The following is a 17,960-nucleotide window of genomic DNA, read 5'->3' as shown; positions in this document are numbered from 1 at the left end:
CGTCGCGCGCAGACGCGCCGCCCCCGCCGCAAGCGCGCCGCGCCCCCCTCTGTCCTGGAGATATCCTCGGGGGTCCGGGGGCAGACAGCCCCCGGCGGCCGCTCACAGGCGCTCCACGTCCCCCTGGTCGCGCGCCGCGTGAAACCCCTGCTCCCACGCCGCGAACCGCCCCGCGGCGATGGCCGCGCGCATCTCGCCCATCAGCGCCTGGTAATAGTGCAGGTTGTGCCACGTCAGCAGCATACCGGCGATCATCTCGCGGGCCCGCACCACGTGGTGCAGGTAGGCGCGGCTGTAGCCGGTGCAGGCGGGACAGGTGCAGTCCTCGTCGAGCGGGCGCGGGTCGTCGGCGTGGCGGGCGTTGCGCAGGTTGACCTGCCCGCGCCGCGTCCAGGCCTGGCCGGTGCGCCCCGAGCGCGAGGGCAGCACGCAATCCATCATGTCGACGCCGCGCTTCACCGCGCCGACGATGTCGTCGGGCTTGCCCACGCCCATCAGGTAGCGCGGCCTGTCCGCCGGGAGCTGTCCGGGCGCGTAGTCGAGCACGGAGAACATCGCCTCCTGCCCCTCGCCCACCGCGAGGCCGCCGATGGCGTAGCCCTCGAAGCCGATCCCCGTCAGCGCCGCCGCGCTCTCGTCGCGCAGGTCCCGCTCGAGCCCGCCCTGCTGGATGCCGAAGAGCGCATGGCCGGGCCGGTCGCCGAAGGCCGCGCGCGAGCGCTCCGCCCAGCGCATCGACAGCCGCATGCTCTCCTCGATGCGCGCCCGGTCGGCGGGCAGCGCGGGGCACTCGTCGAACGCCATCACGATGTCGGAGCCGAGCAGGCGCTGGATCTCCATCGAGCGCTCCGGTGTCAGCTCGTGCCTGCTGCCGTCCACGTGCGAGCGGAAGGTGACGCCCGTCTCGGTGAGCTTGCGCAGGTCGGCGAGGCTCATCACCTGGAAGCCGCCCGAGTCGGTCAGGATCGGCCGGTCCCAGTTCATGAACCGGTGCAGCCCGCCGAGCCGGGCGATGCGCTCGGCGCCGGGGCGCAGCATCAGGTGGTAGGTGTTGCCCAGCAGATGTCGGCGCCCGTGGCGCGCACGCTTTCGGGCATCATCGCCTTGACCGTGGCGGCGGTGCCCACGGGCATGAAGGCCGGGGTGCGGATCTCGCCGCGCGGGGTCGAGATGACCCCGGTGCGGGCGGCGCCGTCGGTGGCGTCGAGGCGGAAGGCAAAGCTCATGCCCGCGACCTATCCCCGCCCGCCCGGCTTGGCAATCGGCGCCCCCCCCGGCGCGCGGCGAGCCTTCCCCTGAGGCCCCGGCGTTGCTACCCACGCACCAACCCCGAAGGAAAGGCCGCCCCATGCCCGACGATACCGACAAGCCCGCCGCCCCCATCCTGCTCGGCTGGGAGGAGTGGCTGGGGCTGCCGGAGCTGGGCCTGCCGACGATCAAGGCCAAGGTCGACACCGGCGCGCGCACCTCGGCGCTGCACGCCTTCGACATCGAGACCTTCGGGCCGTCGCGGGCGCCCAAGGTGCGCTTCGCGATCCACCCGGTGCCGGGGCGGGACGACCTGTCGATCCCCTGCTCGGCGACGATCGTCGACCGGCGCGAGGTGACGAGCTCGAACGGCGACAGCGAGCTGCGCTTCGTGATCGAGACCCTGCTCGACGCCGGCGACGGCGAGAGCTGGCCGATCGAGGTCACCCTCACCGACCGCGCCACGATGGCCTCGCGGATGCTGCTCGGCCGGCAGGCGCTGCGCGAGGATTGCATCGTCGCGCCCTCCGAGCGCTACCTGCGGCCCGAGCGCTCCTACGACGTCTACTCCGCCAAGAAGATCCGCGACACCCAGCCCAACCGCGCCCTGCGCATCGCGGTGCTGTCGCGCGAGCCCAACAATTACTCTACCCAGCGCCTCGTGCACGAAGGCGAGAACCGCGGCCACGCCGTCGAGGTCATCGACACGACGCGCTGCTACATGGCGATCAACGCCCTCGCCCCCGAGATCCACTACGACGGCAAGCGCCTGCCCCGCTACGACGCGGTGATCCCGCGCATCGGCGCCTCGATCACCCCCTACGGCACCGCCGTGATCCGCCAGTTCGAGACGCTCGGCACCTACTGCGTCAACGGCTCGGAGGGCATCACCGCCAGCCGCGACAAGCTGCACGCCCACCAGATCCTCGCCCGGCACCGGATCGGGATGCCGACCACCGCCTTCGCCGCCTCGCCCAAGGATACCGACAACCTGATCGGCCTGGTCGGGGCCGCGCCGCTCATCGTCAAGCTGCTGGAATCGACGCAAGGCAAAGGCGTGGTCATGGCCGAGACGAAGAAGGCCGCGCAGTCGGTGATCGATGCCTTCCGGGGCCTCAAGGCGAACTTCCTCGTGCAGCAGTTCGTCAAGGAAGCCGCCGGCGAGGACATCCGCTGCTTCGTCATCGCCAACAAGGTGGTCGCCTCCATGCGCCGCACGGCGGCGGGCGACGATTTCCGCTCCAACCTGCACCGGGGCGGCACCGCGGAGGCGGTGAAGATCAGCCGGGTCGAGCGCGCCGCCGCGATCAAGGCGGCCAAGGCGTTCTCGCTCGGCGTCGCCGGGGTCGACCTGCTGCGCTCCAACGACGGGCCGAAGATCCTCGAGGTCAATTCCAGCCCCGGCTTCGAGGGCATCGAGAAGGCGTCGGGCAAGAACCTCGCCCGCATCCTCTACGACGAGATCGAGACCAAGGTCCGCCCCGCGCCGATGAAGCCCCGCCGCAAGGCCGCCTCGAGCTGAGGCGGCGCGCGGACGGGTTGCACCGTCAACGACATTTCGTTAAATCTTGAACTATGGAAACGACCGAAGCCGCCACCCTCTTCGCCGCCCTGTCGCAGCCGGTCCGGCTGTCGGTGCTGCGCGCGCTGATCTGCGCCGGGCCCGAGGGCATGACGGCGGGCAACATCGCCGCCGCGCAGGGCGCGAAGGCCAACACGATGTCGTCGCACCTGTCGGTGCTGAGCGCCGCCGGGCTGGTGCAGTCCGTGCGCGAAGGCCGCCACATCCGCTACAGCGCCCGGCCCGAGCGCATCGGCGAGGTGCTGTCGTTCCTGATCGACGATTGCTGCGGCGGCGAGCCCGGCCGCTGCTACCCGCGCCTCGCCGGCCACCGCGACGAGACCACGGACTGATGCCCGCCACGCCCGTCCCCGCCGCCGCGAGCCCGGCCCCGTGAGCGACCTCGGCCGCCGTCTCGCCGCCGAGGCGCTCGGCACGGCGATGCTCGTGGGCACCGTCGTCGGCTCGGGCATCATGGCCGACCGCCTCACCGACGACACCGCGCTCGCGCTGCTGGGCAACACGCTGCCCACCGGCGCGATCCTCGTGGTGCTCATCACCATCCTCGGCCCCCTCTCGGGTGCGCACTTCAACCCGGCCGTCACCCTCGCCTTCGCCCTGCGCCGCGACGCGCCGTGGCGCGAGGTCGGCCCCTACATCGCCGCGCAGGTCGCGGGCGGCATCGCGGGCAGCCTGCTCGCCCACGCGATGTTCGAGCTGCCGCTGTGGCAGCTGAGCCAGACCGTGCGCACCGGCCCGGCCCAGTGGCTCGCCGAGGTGGTGGCCACCTTCGGCCTCGTCGCGACGATCTTCGCCGGCGTCCGCCACCGGCCCGACGCGGTCCCGATGCTCGTCGGGCTCTACATCACCGCCGCCTACTGGTTCACCGCCTCCACCAGCTTCGCCAACCCCGCCGTCGCCATCGCTCGCGGCTTCTCCGACACCTTCGCCGGCATCCGCCCCGCCGACGTGCCGCCCTTCATACTGGCGCAGGTCGCGGGCGCGCTGCTCGCGACGCTGTTCATCGGCTGGCTGCTCGGCGGTCCCCGCGACGAAGCGCGGCAGGCGGACTGACCCACCCTCCCTTTACGCCGTGACGCGGAAACCTTATATTTTCGCTCAACCAAGCGTGCGAGACATCATGACCGAACAGGCGCCGCCCCTCGAGGGCACTCCTCTCATTGCCCCCTCCAGCACGGAGCACCCGCTCTACGACAGCGTCGTCGAGGCCTGCCGCTCGGTGTACGATCCCGAGATCCCGGTCAACATCTACGACCTCGGCCTCGTCTACACGATCCGCATCGACGACGAGGGCGCCGTCGACGTCACGATGACGCTGACCGCGCCGGGCTGCCCCGTCGCCGGCGAGATGCCGGGCTGGGTGGCCGCCGCCATCGAGCCGCTGCCGGGCGTCAAGCAGGTCGACGTCGACCTGACCTGGGAGCCGCAGTGGGGCATGGAGATGATGTCCGATGAGGCCCGCCTCGAGCTCGGCTTCATGTAAACAGACGCGCGCGCGGGAACGAAGCGGGCGCGGGGAGGTTTCAGCCCCGATGCTCCGCCTGTTCCGCCTTCTCTGCCTCGCGTTGCTGCTGTCGCTCCCCGCCGCCCTCGCGGCGCAGCAGGACGGGGCGAGCGGCGACTGGTTCGTCCGCGACAGCCTCAACGCCGGCCTCGGCCCCGCCCCCGACACGATCGACCGCGACACGCCGCAGGCGGCGATGGAGAGCTTCTTCGGCCGCGCCGCCGCGAACGACTGGGATGGCGCCGCCCACCTGCTCGACCTGACCGCCTACGACCCGGCCGAGCAGGCCGAGGTCGGCCCCGCCCTCGCGCGCGACCTCGCCACCCTCGTCGACCGCAAGATCGTGGTGAACTGGCAGCGCCTGCTCGACCGGCCGGATTCGCTCAACGCGCGTGCCCCCAGCGAGAGCGCCATGGCCGGCGAGCCGCGCCGCTCGCTCGTGCTCTGGGTGCTCCCGCTCGACGACCGTCCGGTCAGCATCCGCCTCGACCGGGTGCGCGCCGGCGAGGACGACCCGGTCTGGGTGTTCTCGCGCCAGTCCGTCGACAACCTGCCCGCCCTCGCCGCGCGCTACGGCCCGTCGCGGCTCGAGAAGATGCTGCCCGGGCCGCTGCGCGAGAAGGCGTTCTGGGGGCTGCACTGGTGGGAGGTGATCCTGCTGCCGATCGCCATCGCCACCGCCATCGGCGCCGGCGTGCTCGCCTACCGCCTGACCTCGCGCGGTCTCAACCGGACCCGGCGCGACAGCGGCAGCACCTCGTTCCTCGTCGCGATCCGCCCGCCGGCGGTGCTCGCCGTGGTCACCGCCGTGGCGGCCATCTTCACCCAGTGGCTGTTCGTCTTTTCCGGCCGCATCGACACGCTGCTGTCGCCGCTCATCGCCATCGGCTTCGTCGGCTCGGCGCTCTGGGCGATCATCAACGTCGCCGACGTGATCCTCGACCGGCTCGTCACCTTCGACGACAACGACCTCAAGATCAGCGGCGACGGCCAGGAGAAGAAGCGCCGCCTCGCCACCCACGTCGCCGCGCTGCGCCGGTTCCTGATCGTGCTGGCGGTGATCGTCGGCGCCGGGCTCGTGCTGCGGCAGGCCAACATGATGCAGTCGTTCGGCTACTCGCTGCTCGCCTCGGCGGGCGCGATCACGCTGATCCTCGCCTTCGCCGCGCGCAACGTGCTCGCCAACATCATGGCCTCGCTGCAGATCGCGCTGAACCAGTCCGCCAAGATCGGCGACCGCGTGATGTACCAGGGCAACCTCTGCAACGTCGAGCGGATCAACTTCACCTACGTCCAGCTGCGCACCTGGACCGGCAAGCGGCTGATCGTACCGGTGATCGACTTCGTGGCCGAGCCGTTCGAGAACTGGACGATGAACGAGGCCGCGATGATCGGCGAGGTGCGGCTGCGGCTGTCGCACGAGGCCGACATCTCCGAGCTGCGCGCGCGCTACGAGGACATCCTGAACGAGACCGACGACGTCTCAGAGGAGGACGACAACCGCGGCGTCTACACCACCGCGCACGACGTCCTCGGCCGCGAGGTCCTGTTCATGGTGCCCTGCCTCGACGCCAACACCGCCTGGGCCGCCACCTGCGAGGTGCGCGAGCGCCTGCTGGATGCCGCCGCCGAGTTGTCGGCCGACGGCAAGTCCCTGTTCCCCGAGGGCGCGGCCGCCGACGCGACCGGCTGATGGGTTCGCAAGCCCTCTGACTTGCTTTCCCCCATTGCAAGCATGTTCACTTGCTTTTTGGGGCTGCAACCCCGATCCTGCCCCCATGCCTGCCGCTGTCCTTACCGGCGATCTCGTCGCCTCCCGCGCCGCCGACGCCGCCAGCACCGACGCGGCGATGGCGCGCCTCGCCGAGGCGGCCGACGCCTTCGGCCGCGAGGTCGGCCACGACCTCCGCTTCACCCGCTTCCGCGGCGACGGCTGGCAGGTGCTCGTCCCCGACGCCGCCCTCGCGCTCGACGCCACCCTCGCGATGCTCGCCGGCCTGGCCGGCGCCGAACTCGCCACCCGCATCGCCATCGGCATCGGCGCCGTCGACCACCCCGGCAGCCGCGATCTAGCCGATGCCGCGGGCAGCGCCTTCGTGGCCTCGGGCGACGCCCTGGAGTCCCTGCCCCGCCGCAACCGCCTCGCAATCGCGGGCGACGACGTCGCGCCCTGGCAGGCGGGGGCGCTCGACCTGATCGAGCATATCGCCACCGGCTGGTCGGCGGCGCAGGCCGAGGCGGCGGCCTACGTGCTGCGCCCCAACCCGCTGACCCAGGACGAGATCGCGGCGCGCCTCGGCATCACCCGGCAGGCGGTGCAGTCGCGCCTCGCGGCGGCCGGGGCGGGGCATTTCGAGCGCATCCTCGCCGCCTTCCGCGCGCACGCCTACGCATGATGGTCCACACCTTCCTCGCCCTGCTCCTCGCCCACCTCGCGGGCGACTTCCTGCTCCAGAGCGCCCGCCTCGCCGAGGCCAAGCGCCGGCCCGGCCCGCTGCTGGCGCACGCCGCGATCCACTTCGCCCTCGCCCTCGCCGTCACCGGCGGCGCGCCGTTCGTGCCGCTCGCCGTCGCGGCGACCCACCTCGTCATCGACTGGCTCAAGGCCCACCTCGCCCCGCCGACCCTCGCCGCCTTCCTCGCCGACCAGGCGGCGCACATCGCCGTCCTCGCCGGGCTCGCCTGGCTGTTCCCGGCCGCGCTGGCCTGGCCCCTGCCCCCGGCGGCGCTCACGGCGCTGCTGCTCGCGACCGGCCTGATCGCGGCGACCCTCGCGGGCGGGCCGGCGGTGGGGCTGCTGATGCGCCCCTACCAGGAGCACGCGCGGCTCGACGGGCTGGAGCATGCCGGCCGGCTCATCGGGCAGCTGGAGCGCGCGCTGATCTTCCTGCTGATCCTGTCGGGCAACGCCGCCGGCATCGGCTTCCTGATCGCGGCCAAGTCGATCCTGCGCTTCGACACCGCCTCGCGCGACCAGCGCGCGGGCGAATACGTCATCATCGGCACCCTCGCCTCGTTCGGCTGGGCCATCGGCGCGGCGCTCGCCACCGCCGCCGCCCTGCGACACCTCCCCCCGCCCCCTTGAGCGCCCCCGCGCCGGTCCCTAGATTGGGCATCGAAGGAGTGCGCCCATGTTCTCGATCCCCGGCAAGCAGGCCGTCACCATCACCGACCGGGCCGCCGCCCAGATCCGGCGCCTGATGCAGCGCGACGGCCACCAGGGCCTGCGCATCGGCGTCAAGAAGGGCGGCTGCGCGGGCATGGAATACACGATGGACTTCGCCGACAGCGTCGATCCCAACGACGAGGTCGTCGAGCAGGACGGCGCGCGGGTGATGATCGCGCCGATGGCGCAGATGTTCCTGTTCGGCACCGAGATCGACTACCAGACCGCGCTGCTCGAGAGCGGCTTCAAGTTCAACAACCCCAACGTCACCGATTCCTGCGGCTGCGGCGAGTCGATCAAGTTCAAGGACGTCGAGGAGCTGGCCGCGGAGCAGACGAAGGCCTGACGCCCCTTCCCCGGGCCCGCCCCGCTTGCTAAGCGAAGGCGCAGCCACAGGAAAGGACGCCGCCCATGCGCAGGAAGCTCGCCGCCGGTAACTGGAAGATGAACGGCTCCCGCGCCGCGCTGGCCGAGGTCGAGGCGCTCTGCGCCGCCCACCCCGACAGCGCCGTCGAGCTGCTGCTCTGCCCGCCCGCCACCCTCGTCGCGCCGATGGCCGATGCCCGCGGCAGCCACCCGCTGCGCGTCGGCGGGCAGGATTGCCATTCCAGCGAGTCCGGCGCCCATACCGGCGACATCTCGGCGGCGATGCTGAAGGAGGCGGGCGCGAGCCACGTCATCGTCGGCCATTCCGAGCGCCGCACCGACCACGGCGAGACCTCCGAGACGGTCGCCGCCAAGGCCGCCGCCGCCCACGCCGCGGGGCTCGTCGCGGTGATCTGCCTCGGCGAGACCCTCGCCGAGCGCGAGGCCGGCACCACCCTCGCCGTCGTCGCCGACCAGCTCGGCGCCTCCCTCCCCGAGGGCGCGACCGCCGCCAACACCGTCGTCGCCTACGAGCCCGTCTGGGCCATCGGCACCGGCAAGGTGCCGACGCTGGAGCAGATCGCCGAGGTCCACGAATACCTGCGCAAGGAGCTCGCCACCCACCTGCCCGACGCTGCCGACGGCATCCGCCTGCTCTACGGCGGTTCGGTCAAGGCGTCGAACGCGGCCGACATCTTCTCGGTGCGCGACGTCGACGGCGCCCTCGTGGGCGGCGCGAGCCTGCGGGCGGAGGATTTCTCGCCCATCGTCAGCGCCCTCGAGCAGGCGTGAGCGCCCGGCCCGGCCGGGGGAGCCTCCGGCGGGGATATTTGCAGGACAGAGACCCCGGGGCGCGCGCCCGGCTTCATCTCGCCACAAATACGCATGGCCGCAGGGACCCGGTGCGCGCGCCGAAGGGGCGGCGCGCGGGCTCAGTTGACGATGATCTCCGGCCCCATCACGGCGGTCGGCAGGTAGGTCGAGATCGCCGGGACGTAGGTGATCAGGATCAGGAAGACGAAGAGCACGGCGAGGAACGGCAGCGCCGCGCGCACGACGCCCATCACCGGCATGCCGGCGACGCCGGAGGTGACGAAGAGGTTGAGCCCCACCGGCGGGGTGATCATGCCGATCTCCATGTTCACCACCATGATGATGCCGAGGTGGATCGGGTCGATGCCGAGGCTGATCGCGATCGGGAAGACCAGCGGCGCGACGATCACGAGCAGGCCCGAGGGCTCCATGAACTGGCCGCCGATCAGCAGCACGATGTTGACCATCACCAGGAACATCACCGGCCCGAAGCCGACGTCGAGCATCGCCGCCGCGATGGCCTGGGGCACCTGCTCGTCGGTCAGCACGTGCTTGAGCAGCAGCGCGTTGGCGATGATGAACATCAGCGTCACGGTCAGCTTGCCCGCCTCGAACAGCGTGTCGCGGGTGTCGCGGTGGAAGAAGGCGGTGACGAGGGCCCAGGGCTTGCGCAACAGGTTGGAGCGGCCGGGCGCGGCGCCGGTGGCGACGGCGTGCTCGCCCAGTCCGCCGGCATGGACCTCCTCGCGGTGGGGCGCGGCGAGCGGGCCCATGTCGCGGTAGACGAAGACGGCGACGAGGAAGGCGTAGATCGCGGCGACGGCGGCGGCCTCGGTGGGGGTGAAGGCGCCGGGGCGCCAGTAGACCCCGAAGCTGCGGATCGCCTCGCCGCTCTCGGCCGTCATCTCGCGCATGCCGAGCCAGGGATGGCCGTAGATGCCGCCCATGATGATGCCGATCAGCAGGAGCCCCCAGAAGGCGTCGCGGAAGCTCGCCCAGATCTCGCCCCAGCCGAGCCACTCGCCCCGGGGCATGTTGCGGATGCGCGCGAAGATGTAGATCGTCACCATCAGGAACAGCCCCGCCAGCAGGCCCGGGAACACCCCGGCGAGGAACATCCGCCCGACCGAGACGTCGGTGGCCGAGGCGTAGACGACCATGACGATGGAGGGCGGGATCAGGATGCCGAGCGTGCCGGCGTTGCAGATCACCCCGGCGGCGAAGTCGCGGCTGTAGCCGACCTGGCGCATCGCCGCGATCACGATCGAGCCGATCGCCACCACCGTCGCCGGCGACGAACCCGAGAGCGCGGCGAACATCATGCAGGCGAAGACCCCGGCGATGGCGAGCCCGCCCTGCAGGTGGCCGACGCAGGCGATGGCGAAGCGGATGATCCGCTTGGCGACGCCCCCCGTCGACATGAAGGACGAGGCGAGGATGAAGAACGGGATCGCCAGCAGCGTGTAGTGCCCCGCCATCGCCTGGTAGAGCGACTGCGCCACCGAGGCCAGCGAGGTGTCGGAGAACAGCAGCATGAACAGGATCGACGAGAAGCCGAGCGAGACGGCGATGGGGACGCCGATCAGCAGCAGGCCGATGATCATCACGAAGAGCAGCAGAACGTCCATGCGCTCAGGCCTCCCGGTTGCGGGCGGCGACGTCCTCGACGGCGTCCTCCGCTTCGTGGCTGACGATCAGGCAGTCGATCTCGCCGCGCACGATCCGCACCGTCGCCTGCACGAGGCGCAGCAGGATCAGCGCCGCGGCGACGGGCAGGATCGCGTAGGGGATGAAGCGGGGCAGTTTCTCGTACTCCTCGCCGAGGTTGAAGGTCTGCTCGAGCCAGGCCTGCCCGAACGGGATCGGGATCTGCTCGGTCTCGTACCAGGCCTGGTCGCGGCTGTCGGCGAAGCCGGTGGGAAACCAGCGCCCGGAGGTCGCGTCGAAGCCGCCGAAGGGGGCCCAGTAATCCCACGCGCCCTTCAGGAACAGCAGCGCGTAGCCGAGGCAGACGGCGGCCGCGACCAGCCCCAGCACGCGGCGGGTGCGGCTCGGCACGAGGTTGAGGATGGCGTCGACGCCGAGATGGGCGGTGACCTTGAAGCCGTAGGCGATGCCGAACAGCACGAGCCAGGCAAAGAGGACGAGCGTGAGCTCCAGCCCCCAGATGATCTGGCTGTTGAACACGTAGCGCAGCACCACGTTGGCGAAGGTGACGAGGGTCATCAGGCCGAGCAGCAGCGCGATGATCGTCTCCTCGGCGCCGTGCACGGCCGCCCCGAACCTGCCCTTCGGGCGATAGCCTCGCGCGCTCATGCGCTCCCCTCCCCTGCGTCGTGAACGGCGCGCCCCCGCCCGGGCGGGGACGCGCCTTCTCGTCTCGTGGCGGCGATCAGGTCTCGCCGTTGATCCGCTGGGCGGCGTCGATGTTCTCCTGGCCGACGTCGTCGACGAACTGCTCCCAGACGGGCTGCATCGCGTCGACCCACATCTGGCGCTGCTCGTCGGTCAGCTCGCGGATCTCGCCGCCGGCGTCGAGGATCGCCTGGCGGGCCTCGGCGTCGACCTCGCCCACGGCGGCGTTGCGCTCGGCGGTGACCTCCTCGAGGATCGTCAGGAACTGCTCGCGCACGTCGGCGTCGAGGCTGTCGAGCCAGTCGGTCGAGGCGACGACGAGGTAGTCGAGCACGCCGTGGTTGGTCTCGGTGGTGCCGTCCTGCACCTCGAAGAACTTCTGGCCGTAGATGTTGGACCAGGTGTTCTCCTGGCCGTCGACGACGCCGGTCTGCAGCGCGCCGTAGACCTCGGAGAAGGCCATCGGCTGCGGCGACGCCTCGAGCGCCTCCATCTGCGCGATCAGCACGTCGGAGGGCTGCACGCGGAACTTCAGCCCGGCCGCGTCGCCCGGCTCCATCAGCGGCACGTTGGCCGAGAACTGCTTCATGCCGTTGTGCCAGAAGGCGAGGCCCTGCAGGCCGCGGCGCTGCATCGAGTTCATCATCTCCTGCCCGGCCTCGGAGGCCTGGAAGGCGTCGACGGCGGCGATGTCCTCGAACATGAAGGGCAGGTCGAAGATGCGGAAGACCTTGGTGAAGGCCTCGAACTTGGACAGCGACGGCGCGGCGAGCTGGACGTCGCCCTGCAGCATCGCCTCGAGCACCTGGTCGTCGTTGTAGAGCGTGGAGTTCGGGTAGACCTCCATGCACATGGTGCCGTCCATCTCCTCGTTGACCCGCTCCATCAGCAGGTTCGCCGCGATGCCCTTGGGGTGGCGGTCGGAGTTGGTGACGTGGCTGAACTTGACGACGATCTCGCCGTCGTCGCAGGCGGCGAAGCCGGCGGTCGCGCTCACCGAGAGCGCCAGCGCCGTGGCGGCGGTGGTCATGAACTTCATGGGGGGTCCTCCCTGGACGTCTCGTATCGGGTCACACCCCTCCTCGGGGTGCATGGGCGGCAGTCTGGCGCGCGCGGCGGGGGCTGCCAAGCGCCGTGGGAAGGAGGAGATGTGCCACTGTTTTCAGTAACTTGTGCGGCGGCGGCGCAGGAGGCGGGCGGGATGTCGCACAGCCTCACGCCCCGAGTGTGCGGAATTCCGCACAGGCCGGGGGCGCTGCCCCCGTCGCCCCGGCGGGGCGACTCCCCCGGGATTTCGAGGACAGAGACCTGGTCAGCGGTAGTCTTCGGGGCGCAGGCCGTGGCGGGCCAGCTTGTCGTAGAAGGTCTTGCGCGGCAGCTTCAGGCTGCGGGCGGCCTCGGTGGCGCGCCCGCCGGTGCGGCGCAGGGCGTCGGCGAGGAGCGAGCGCTCGACCCGGGCGAGCTGTTCGGCGAGGCCGAGGCCGCTCTCTTCCTCGCCGTCAGACAGGCCCATGACGAAGCGCATCGCGGCGTTCATCAGCGCGCGCCCGTTGCCGGGCCAGTCCTGCGCCATGAGGCGGGCGATCACGTCGGGGGTGATCTCGGGCTGGGGCAGGTTGGCCTGCTCGCAGGCCTGCGCGACGTAGCGGCGGAACATGACGGGGATGTCGTCGGGGCGCTCGCGCAGGCTGGGGATGCGCACCCGCATCAGGTCGAGCCGGTAGTAGAGATCGCCGTTGAAGCGCCCGGCGCGGCTCTCGGCCTCGAGGTCGCGGGTGGTGCCGGCGACGATCCGGGTGGGGCCGCCGGATTCGAGCCGCTCGAGCAGGGCGAATTGCGCCCCCGGCGGCAGCAGGCCGACCTCGTCGAGGTAGAGCGTCCCCGCCCCGGCCGCCGCGAGCGCCTCGTCGAGCGCCTCCACGTCCATGCCGGCCGCCGCGCGCTTGACGAACGGGTGCCGGGCGGCGGCGGAGAGGAGGTGGATGACCTCGGCGGCCTTGGGCGTGCCCGAGCCGGGCTCACCGGTGACCAGCACCTCCGCCGAGGCCCGCGCCACGGCGCGCAGCCGGGCCTTGAGCTCCTCGGCCTGGGGCGAGGTGCCGAAGATCATCCGCGCCGCCGCGTCGCCGCTCTCGAGCCGCAGCTTCTGGCGGCGCGCCTCGAGCACCGCGACGCGCCCCTCGAGCGCGGTCTCGACGGCGGCGAGGAAGTCGCGCGGGGCGCAGGGCTTCTCGAGGAAGTCGTGCGCGCCGCGCCCGATCGCCTCGACGGCCATGGGGATGTCGCCCTCGCCGGTGAGCAGGATCACCGGCAGCTCCGGGTCGATCTTGCGGCTGTGCTCGAGCAGGTGGAAGCCGTCGCGGCCGGGCATGCGGATGTCGGTGACGACGATGCCGTCGAAGCGGGCGGAGATGTGGTCGCGCGCCTCGATGAAGCTGCCGGCGAGGATCGGCGCGAGGTCGGCGAGCTCGAGGGTCTGGCCGAGCGCCTCGCGCACCGCCCGGTCGTCGTCCACGAGCAGCACCCGGCGGCTCACGCGGCCACCTCGCGCGGCGCGGCGGCGTCGAGCTCGACGGTGAAGAGCGCGCCGCCCCCGGGCCGGTTGCGGCCGCGGATCGCGCCGCCGAAGCCCTGGACGAGCCCGTAGCTGATGGACAGGCCGAGGCCCATTCCCTCGGCCTCGCCGACCTCCTTGGTGGAGTAGAACGGATCGAAGATGCGCTCGGGATCGGCGATCCCCGGCCCGGTGTCGGCGACGGCGAGCGTCACCCGCCCCGGCGCGGACTCGACGGTGAGGGTGACGCGGCGGGTGTCGGCGGCGGCGGTGGCGTCGAGCGCGTTGCTGACGAGGTTGAGGAACACCTGCTGCAGCCGCACCTCGCCGCCGCGCACCATCACCGGGCCGGCGGGGCGCTGCCAGTCGAGCGCGACGCCGTCGGCGCGGGCGCGCGCGGCGGTCATCTCGAGCACCGTGTCGATCACCGCGACGAGGTCGACGTCGACGGGCGGGTGGCTCTCCTGCCGGGCGAAGGCGCGCAGGTTGCGGATGATGCGGCCCATGCGGCGCGCCAGCTCGCCGATGCGCGCGAGGTTGGTCGCCGCCGCGTCGGGGCGGCCGCGCTCGAGGAACGCCTCGCCGTTCTCGGCGAAGGAGCGGATCGCCATCAACGGCTGGTTCAGCTCGTGGCTGATCCCCGCCGACATCTGGCCCAGCGCCGACAGCTTGCCCGCCTGCACCAGATCGGCCTGCGCCTTGGTCAGCCGCGCCTCGGCGGCGGCGCGCTCGGCCACCTCGCGGCGCAGGTCGGCGTTGAGCCGGCTCAGCGCCGCCGTGCGCCGCTGCACCCGCCCCTCGAGCCGCCGGTTGGCCTCCGCCAGAACCCGCCGCCGGCCCGTCGCCCAGAACAGCACCGCCCCGAAGGCGAGGCACAGCGCGGCGGCGGCGGCGGCCTGCAGGGTCGCGACCTGGCGCGCGGGGGTGACGTCGATGAGCGCCTCGCCGACCATGCCGATCACCGGCAGGTCGCGCTCGAGGTGCAGCGCGGTGCGCGGCAGGTAGGGGCCGCCGTCGAGGCTCCAGATCTCGCTGTCGCCAAGGGCGCGCGCGCGGCTGTTGACGAAGGGCGCGCCCTCGCCGCTGCCCGCCCGCGCCAGCCCCACCAGCTCGGAGCGGTTGGACAGGAACACGGTGCCGCCGGCGTCGGTGAAGAACACCGTCGGCCGGTCGCCGCGCCAGGTCTGCTCGATGGCGTCGGCGTCGACGGCGACCACCACCGCGCCGCGCACCGGCCCCTCGGGCGCGAAGATCGGCGCGGCGAACAGGAACGCCCGCCGCTCCCAGCGCGGCGAGCGCAGGTGCGCCACGCCCAGCGCCCCGTCCATCGCGCGCTCGAAGTAGCCGCGCCCGCCATGCGCCTCGGGCGCGCTGGCGATGGCGCTGAGCCGCTCGGTGCCGTCGGCGCCGACGACGAGGATGTCGAGCGAGCCGGTCAGGTCGCGCACCCGCAGCAGGATGTCGGCCGCCCTGTCGCTCGCCGCGACCTGCCGGATCTCGTCGTGGTTGGCGAGCAGCACCGCCAGTTCGCGGAACCGCTGGAGCTGGTTGACGAGCCGGTCGGAGGCGAGCGCGAGGTCGGACGCGCCGCGCCGCTCGAGCGGGTCGAGCGCGGCGCGGTAGCCGGTCCACCAGACCCCGGTCGAGAACGCCGCGACGAGGGCGAGCCAGGCGAGGGCGGCGGGGATGCGGGTGCGGCGGCGGATCATGGCGGCGAGGATAGAAACCGTGGCTTGCCTTGGCCAGAGCGCGCGGTAATGGTCGCGCGATGCTGCACCTCTCGCAAGACCCGACCGAGCCGTCCTTCGTCCAGGACCCCTACCCGTTCTACGAGCGCGCCCGCGCCGGGGGCGACCTGTTCCACTGGGAGGAGTACGGCCTGTGCGCCGTGTCGCACCGGGCGGTGATGGCGCTGCTCAAGGACCGCCGGCTGGGGCGCGAGATCCCCGCGGAGGCCGCCGAGGCGATCCCCGAGCGGCTGCGGCCGTTCTACGACATCGAGGCCGACTCCATGCTCGAGCTCGAGCCGCCGCGCCACACCCGGCTGCGCGGGCTGGTGCTGCGCGCCTTCACCTCGCGGCGCATCGCGGCGCTGGAGGCCGACATCGAGGCGCTGTGCCGCGGTCTCGTCGCCGATTTTCCCGACGGACCGTTCGACCTGCTCGACGCCTTCGCCCGGCCGCTGCCGGTGATCGTGATCGCCCGCCTGCTCGGTGTGCCGGAGGCGCGGGCGACGGACCTGCTGGCGTGGTCCAACGCGATGGTCGGCATGTACCAGGCGCGGCGCACCCGCGAGATGGAGGACGCCGCCGTCGCCGCCTCGGTGGCGTTCCGCGACTTCGTCGAGGAGACGGTCGCGGCGCGGCGGCAGGCGCCGGGGCCGGACCTGCTCTCGGAGCTCATCGCCGTCGAGCGGGAGGGCGCGCGGCTGACGACGGACGAGCTGGTGGCGACGGTGATCCTGCTGCTCAACGCGGGCCACGAGGCGACGGTGCACTCGCTGGGCAACGCGGTGCGGCTGCTGCTCGCCGAGGGGGTGCGCGAGGTGGATGCGGCGGTGGTCGAGGAGTGCCTGCGGCTCGATCCGCCGCTGCACCTGTTCTCGCGCTGGGTCTACGAGGAGGTCGAGCTGTTCGGCCACCGCTTCGCGCGCGGCGACCAGGTGAACTGCCTGCTCGCCGCCGCCAACCGCGACCCGGCCGCCTACCCCGAGCCCGACGCCTTCCGGCCCGGCCGGTCGGGGCCGCAATCGGCGGCGTTCGGCGGCGGCATCCACTTCTGCGTCGGCGCGCCGCTCGCCCGGCTCGAGATGGCCGTGGCGCTGCGGGTGCTGTTCGAGACCTGCCCCGGCCTCCACGCCGCCGAGCCCTCGGGCTATGCCGACGTCTTCCACTTCCACGGCCTCGAGCGGCTGATGGTGGCGCGCTGAGCCGCGGCGGCGGCGCTACCTGCCGCCGTAGAGCACGCCCGCGCGGCGCTCGAAGGCGCGCACGATGCGCTGCATCGCCTCGTTGAAGAACATCCCCGCCGCGCCCTGCAGCAAGCGGTTGCGGAACTCGAAATCGACGTCGAACATCACCCGGCACCCGGCCGGGTCGTCCTCGAAGCGCCAGCGGCTCTCCATGTAGCGGAACGGGCCGTCGATGTAGGCGGTGTCGATCTGGTGCTTCGGGTACAGCGTCACCTTCGAGGAGAAGCGCTCGCGGAAGACCTTGAACGAGATCACGAGGTCGGCGTGCATCACCGTGTGGTCGCCCGCCTCCTCGCGCGAGGTGACGCGCGCGGCGGCGGTCCAGGGCAGGAACTCGGGATAGCTCTCCACGTCGGCGACGAGATCGTACATCTGGTCGGGCGTGTAGGGCAGGACGCGGGTCTCGTGGTGTTTCGGCATATGGACGAACGCTGGCTCCGGGTGGCTGTTCCCGCCTATGTCGGACGCCGGGCGGCGAGAGGCAAGCCGCCCTTGCCCCGTGACAGCGCCGCGCGCATCGGCTAGGTGGCGCGCGCACGGGACAGGAGAGCTGCACGATGGTGAATCGCGACTACGTCATCGACGAGATGATCTCGGCGAAGTCGATCGCCGCGCGCATCGAGGCGCTCGCCCACGAGATCAAGCGCGAGTTCCGCGGCACCGAGCAGCTCGTCGTGGTCGGGCTGCTGCGCGGCTCGTTCGTGTTCATCGCCGACCTCGTGCGCGAGCTCGACCTGCCGGTGGAGGTGGATTTCCTCGAGGCCTCTTCCTACGGCGATTCGATGGAATCGAGCCGCGAGGTGCGCATCCTGAAGGACCTGCGCGGCGAGATCGGCGGGCGCGACGTGCTCGTGGTCGAGGACATCGTCGACACCGGCCACACCCTGTCGAAGGTCACCCAGTACCTCGCCACCCGCACCCCGGCCCGGCTGCGCACCATCGCGCTGCTCGACAAGCCGGCGCGGCGCGAGGTCGACTTCAAGGCCGACTGGACCGGCTTCGAGATCCCCGACGAGTTCGTGGTCGGCTACGGGATCGACTACGCCCAGCGCAACCGCAACCTGCCGTTCATCGGCAAGGTGCGCTTCCCGGACGCGGAGTGACGGCATGAACGAGCTGCGCTGGCTGCTGCGCGCCAAGCGCTGGGCCGACCGCCCGCCCTCGGCGGAGCGGGTGAAGCTGGTGCTCGGCGTGATCGCCGCCTGCCTGCTGCTCGCCGGGGTGGTCCGCTTCGTCGGCTGGCCCGACTGGGCCACGCTGGAGCCCGTCGGCCGCCCCAAGGTACAGGTCTCGCCGGCGGCGCCGGGCTGACGCGGAGGCTGGCGATGCCGGGCTGAAGCCCGGCCTACGGCGTCGCGCCACCTCTGCCGACGGTTGCCGGGCTGAAGCCCGGCCTACGGG

18 protein-coding genes and 1 pseudogene are annotated in these 17,960 nt (G+C 72.0%); 12 read left to right on the top strand and 7 right to left on the bottom strand.

Annotated features, from left to right (window positions below; all coding sequences use genetic code 11):
- Nucleotides 1-102: 102 nt before the first annotated feature.
- Nucleotides 103-1,226: pseudogene (tgt, locus tag OG2516_RS03605) on the bottom strand (tRNA guanosine(34) transglycosylase Tgt).
- A 122-nt stretch (nt 1,227-1,348) separates the two neighbouring features.
- On the opposite strand from tgt, the gene rimK reads away from it, so the two are divergent.
- The 9 genes from rimK (at nt 1,349) to tpiA (ending at nt 8,658) form a co-directional block, all read left to right on the top strand.
- Nucleotides 1,349-2,770 carry a 30S ribosomal protein S6--L-glutamate ligase gene (rimK, locus tag OG2516_RS03600; protein WP_007254256.1) on the top strand — a complete coding sequence of 474 codons (1,422 nt, stop codon included), beginning with the start codon at nt 1,349-1,351 and terminating at the stop codon, nt 2,768-2,770.
- Between the two features lie 53 nt (nt 2,771-2,823).
- A complete protein-coding gene (locus OG2516_RS03595; protein ID WP_007254255.1) occupies nt 2,824-3,162 on the top strand; it encodes an ArsR/SmtB family transcription factor in 339 nt (112 codons plus the stop codon).
- A gap of 40 nt (nt 3,163-3,202) precedes the next feature.
- Nucleotides 3,203-3,883 (top strand): MIP/aquaporin family protein, encoded by a 681-nt coding sequence (locus tag OG2516_RS03590; protein WP_007254254.1) that lies wholly within the window; start codon nt 3,203-3,205, stop codon nt 3,881-3,883.
- A 67-nt stretch (nt 3,884-3,950) separates the two neighbouring features.
- Entirely contained in the window at nt 3,951-4,313 is a 363-nt protein-coding gene (locus OG2516_RS03585) for an SUF system Fe-S cluster assembly protein (protein WP_007254253.1), read from the top strand.
- 49 nt (nt 4,314-4,362) lie between these two features.
- Nucleotides 4,363-6,027: a mechanosensitive ion channel family protein gene (locus tag OG2516_RS03580; protein ID WP_007254252.1), complete on the top strand. Its 1,665-nt coding sequence runs from the start codon at nt 4,363-4,365 to the stop codon at nt 6,025-6,027.
- Nucleotides 6,028-6,112: 85 nt separating this feature from the next.
- A complete protein-coding gene (locus OG2516_RS03575; RefSeq protein ID WP_007254251.1) occupies nt 6,113-6,730 on the top strand; it encodes an RNA polymerase sigma factor sigma-70 region 4 domain-containing protein in 618 nt (205 codons plus the stop codon).
- Nucleotides 6,727-7,419: a DUF3307 domain-containing protein gene (locus tag OG2516_RS20850; protein WP_007254250.1), complete on the top strand. Its 693-nt coding sequence runs from the start codon at nt 6,727-6,729 to the stop codon at nt 7,417-7,419. Before OG2516_RS03575 ends, OG2516_RS20850 begins: the two co-directional genes overlap by 4 nt.
- Nucleotides 7,420-7,465: 46 nt before the next feature.
- A complete protein-coding gene (locus OG2516_RS03565) occupies nt 7,466-7,846 on the top strand; it encodes a HesB/IscA family protein (RefSeq protein WP_007254249.1) in 381 nt (126 codons plus the stop codon).
- A gap of 65 nt (nt 7,847-7,911) precedes the next feature.
- Complete coding sequence (gene tpiA / locus OG2516_RS03560) at nt 7,912-8,658, top strand: triose-phosphate isomerase (RefSeq protein ID WP_007254248.1); 747 nt, start codon at nt 7,912-7,914, stop codon at nt 8,656-8,658.
- A gap of 140 nt (nt 8,659-8,798) precedes the next feature.
- Here tpiA and OG2516_RS03555 read toward each other — a convergent pair whose 3' ends face one another.
- From OG2516_RS03555 to OG2516_RS03535, 5 genes are all read right to left on the bottom strand, one after another.
- Complete coding sequence (locus OG2516_RS03555) at nt 8,799-10,307, bottom strand: TRAP transporter large permease (protein ID WP_007254247.1); 1,509 nt, start codon at nt 10,305-10,307, stop codon at nt 8,799-8,801.
- 4 nt (nt 10,308-10,311) lie between these two features.
- Nucleotides 10,312-10,995, bottom strand: a complete 684-nt coding sequence (locus tag OG2516_RS03550; RefSeq protein ID WP_007254246.1) for a TRAP transporter small permease — start codon at nt 10,993-10,995, stop codon at nt 10,312-10,314.
- Between the two features lie 76 nt (nt 10,996-11,071).
- Complete coding sequence (locus OG2516_RS03545; protein ID WP_007254245.1) at nt 11,072-12,073, bottom strand: DctP family TRAP transporter solute-binding subunit; 1,002 nt, start codon at nt 12,071-12,073, stop codon at nt 11,072-11,074.
- Between the two features lie 273 nt (nt 12,074-12,346).
- Nucleotides 12,347-13,570: a sigma-54-dependent transcriptional regulator gene (locus OG2516_RS03540; protein WP_007254244.1), complete on the bottom strand. Its 1,224-nt coding sequence runs from the start codon at nt 13,568-13,570 to the stop codon at nt 12,347-12,349.
- Nucleotides 13,567-15,297: a sensor histidine kinase gene (locus OG2516_RS03535; RefSeq protein WP_007254243.1), complete on the bottom strand. Its 1,731-nt coding sequence runs from the start codon at nt 15,295-15,297 to the stop codon at nt 13,567-13,569. The genes OG2516_RS03540 and OG2516_RS03535 overlap by 4 nt, the downstream gene beginning before the upstream one ends.
- A 59-nt stretch (nt 15,298-15,356) precedes the next feature.
- Here OG2516_RS03535 and OG2516_RS03530 point away from each other — a divergent pair, with 59 nt between their 5' ends.
- Complete coding sequence (locus OG2516_RS03530; protein ID WP_007254242.1) at nt 15,357-16,517, top strand: cytochrome P450; 1,161 nt, start codon at nt 15,357-15,359, stop codon at nt 16,515-16,517.
- A 15-nt stretch (nt 16,518-16,532) separates the two neighbouring features.
- Here the strand turns inward: OG2516_RS03530 and OG2516_RS03525 are convergent, their stop codons facing one another.
- Nucleotides 16,533-16,979: a type II toxin-antitoxin system RatA family toxin gene (locus tag OG2516_RS03525; protein ID WP_007254241.1), complete on the bottom strand. Its 447-nt coding sequence runs from the start codon at nt 16,977-16,979 to the stop codon at nt 16,533-16,535.
- Between the two features lie 137 nt (nt 16,980-17,116).
- Here OG2516_RS03525 and hpt point away from each other — a divergent pair, with 137 nt between their 5' ends.
- Together hpt and OG2516_RS03515 are read left to right on the top strand one after the other, a co-directional pair.
- Nucleotides 17,117-17,662, top strand: a complete 546-nt coding sequence (gene hpt, locus OG2516_RS03520) for a hypoxanthine phosphoribosyltransferase (RefSeq protein WP_007254240.1) — start codon at nt 17,117-17,119, stop codon at nt 17,660-17,662.
- A gap of 4 nt (nt 17,663-17,666) precedes the next feature.
- Nucleotides 17,667-17,870: a hypothetical protein gene (locus OG2516_RS03515; protein ID WP_007254239.1), complete on the top strand. Its 204-nt coding sequence runs from the start codon at nt 17,667-17,669 to the stop codon at nt 17,868-17,870.
- Nucleotides 17,871-17,960: the final 90 nt, after the last annotated feature.

Source organism: Oceanicola granulosus HTCC2516 (assembly GCF_000153305.1).
GTDB lineage: Bacteria > Pseudomonadota > Alphaproteobacteria > Rhodobacterales > Rhodobacteraceae > Oceanicola > Oceanicola granulosus.
Note: the sequence above shows the minus strand (reverse complement) of the source record. Positions and strands in the feature narration are given on the sequence as shown.

Bases quoted from the DNA above. Each gene is read 5' to 3' on its own strand.
- rimK (WP_007254256.1), top strand. From the start codon at position 1,349: ATGCCCGACGATACCGACAAGCCCGCCGCCCCCATCCTGCTCGGCTGG.
- OG2516_RS03595 (WP_007254255.1), top strand. From the start codon at position 2,824: ATGGAAACGACCGAAGCCGCCACCCTCTTCGCCGCCCTGTCGCAGCCG.
- OG2516_RS03585 (WP_007254253.1), top strand. From the start codon at position 3,951: ATGACCGAACAGGCGCCGCCCCTCGAGGGCACTCCTCTCATTGCCCCC.
- OG2516_RS03580 (WP_007254252.1), top strand. From the start codon at position 4,363: ATGCTCCGCCTGTTCCGCCTTCTCTGCCTCGCGTTGCTGCTGTCGCTC.
- OG2516_RS03575 (WP_007254251.1), top strand. From the start codon at position 6,113: ATGCCTGCCGCTGTCCTTACCGGCGATCTCGTCGCCTCCCGCGCCGCC.
- OG2516_RS20850 (WP_007254250.1), top strand. From the start codon at position 6,727: ATGATGGTCCACACCTTCCTCGCCCTGCTCCTCGCCCACCTCGCGGGC.
- OG2516_RS03565 (WP_007254249.1), top strand. From the start codon at position 7,466: ATGTTCTCGATCCCCGGCAAGCAGGCCGTCACCATCACCGACCGGGCC.
- tpiA (WP_007254248.1), top strand. From the start codon at position 7,912: ATGCGCAGGAAGCTCGCCGCCGGTAACTGGAAGATGAACGGCTCCCGC.
- OG2516_RS03555 (WP_007254247.1), bottom strand. From the start codon at position 10,307: ATGGACGTTCTGCTGCTCTTCGTGATGATCATCGGCCTGCTGCTGATC.
- OG2516_RS03550 (WP_007254246.1), bottom strand. From the start codon at position 10,995: ATGAGCGCGCGAGGCTATCGCCCGAAGGGCAGGTTCGGGGCGGCCGTG.
- OG2516_RS03545 (WP_007254245.1), bottom strand. From the start codon at position 12,073: ATGAAGTTCATGACCACCGCCGCCACGGCGCTGGCGCTCTCGGTGAGC.
- OG2516_RS03535 (WP_007254243.1), bottom strand. From the start codon at position 15,297: ATGATCCGCCGCCGCACCCGCATCCCCGCCGCCCTCGCCTGGCTCGCC.
- OG2516_RS03530 (WP_007254242.1), top strand. From the start codon at position 15,357: ATGCTGCACCTCTCGCAAGACCCGACCGAGCCGTCCTTCGTCCAGGAC.
- OG2516_RS03525 (WP_007254241.1), bottom strand. From the start codon at position 16,979: ATGCCGAAACACCACGAGACCCGCGTCCTGCCCTACACGCCCGACCAG.
- hpt (WP_007254240.1), top strand. From the start codon at position 17,117: ATGGTGAATCGCGACTACGTCATCGACGAGATGATCTCGGCGAAGTCG.
- OG2516_RS03515 (WP_007254239.1), top strand. From the start codon at position 17,667: ATGAACGAGCTGCGCTGGCTGCTGCGCGCCAAGCGCTGGGCCGACCGC.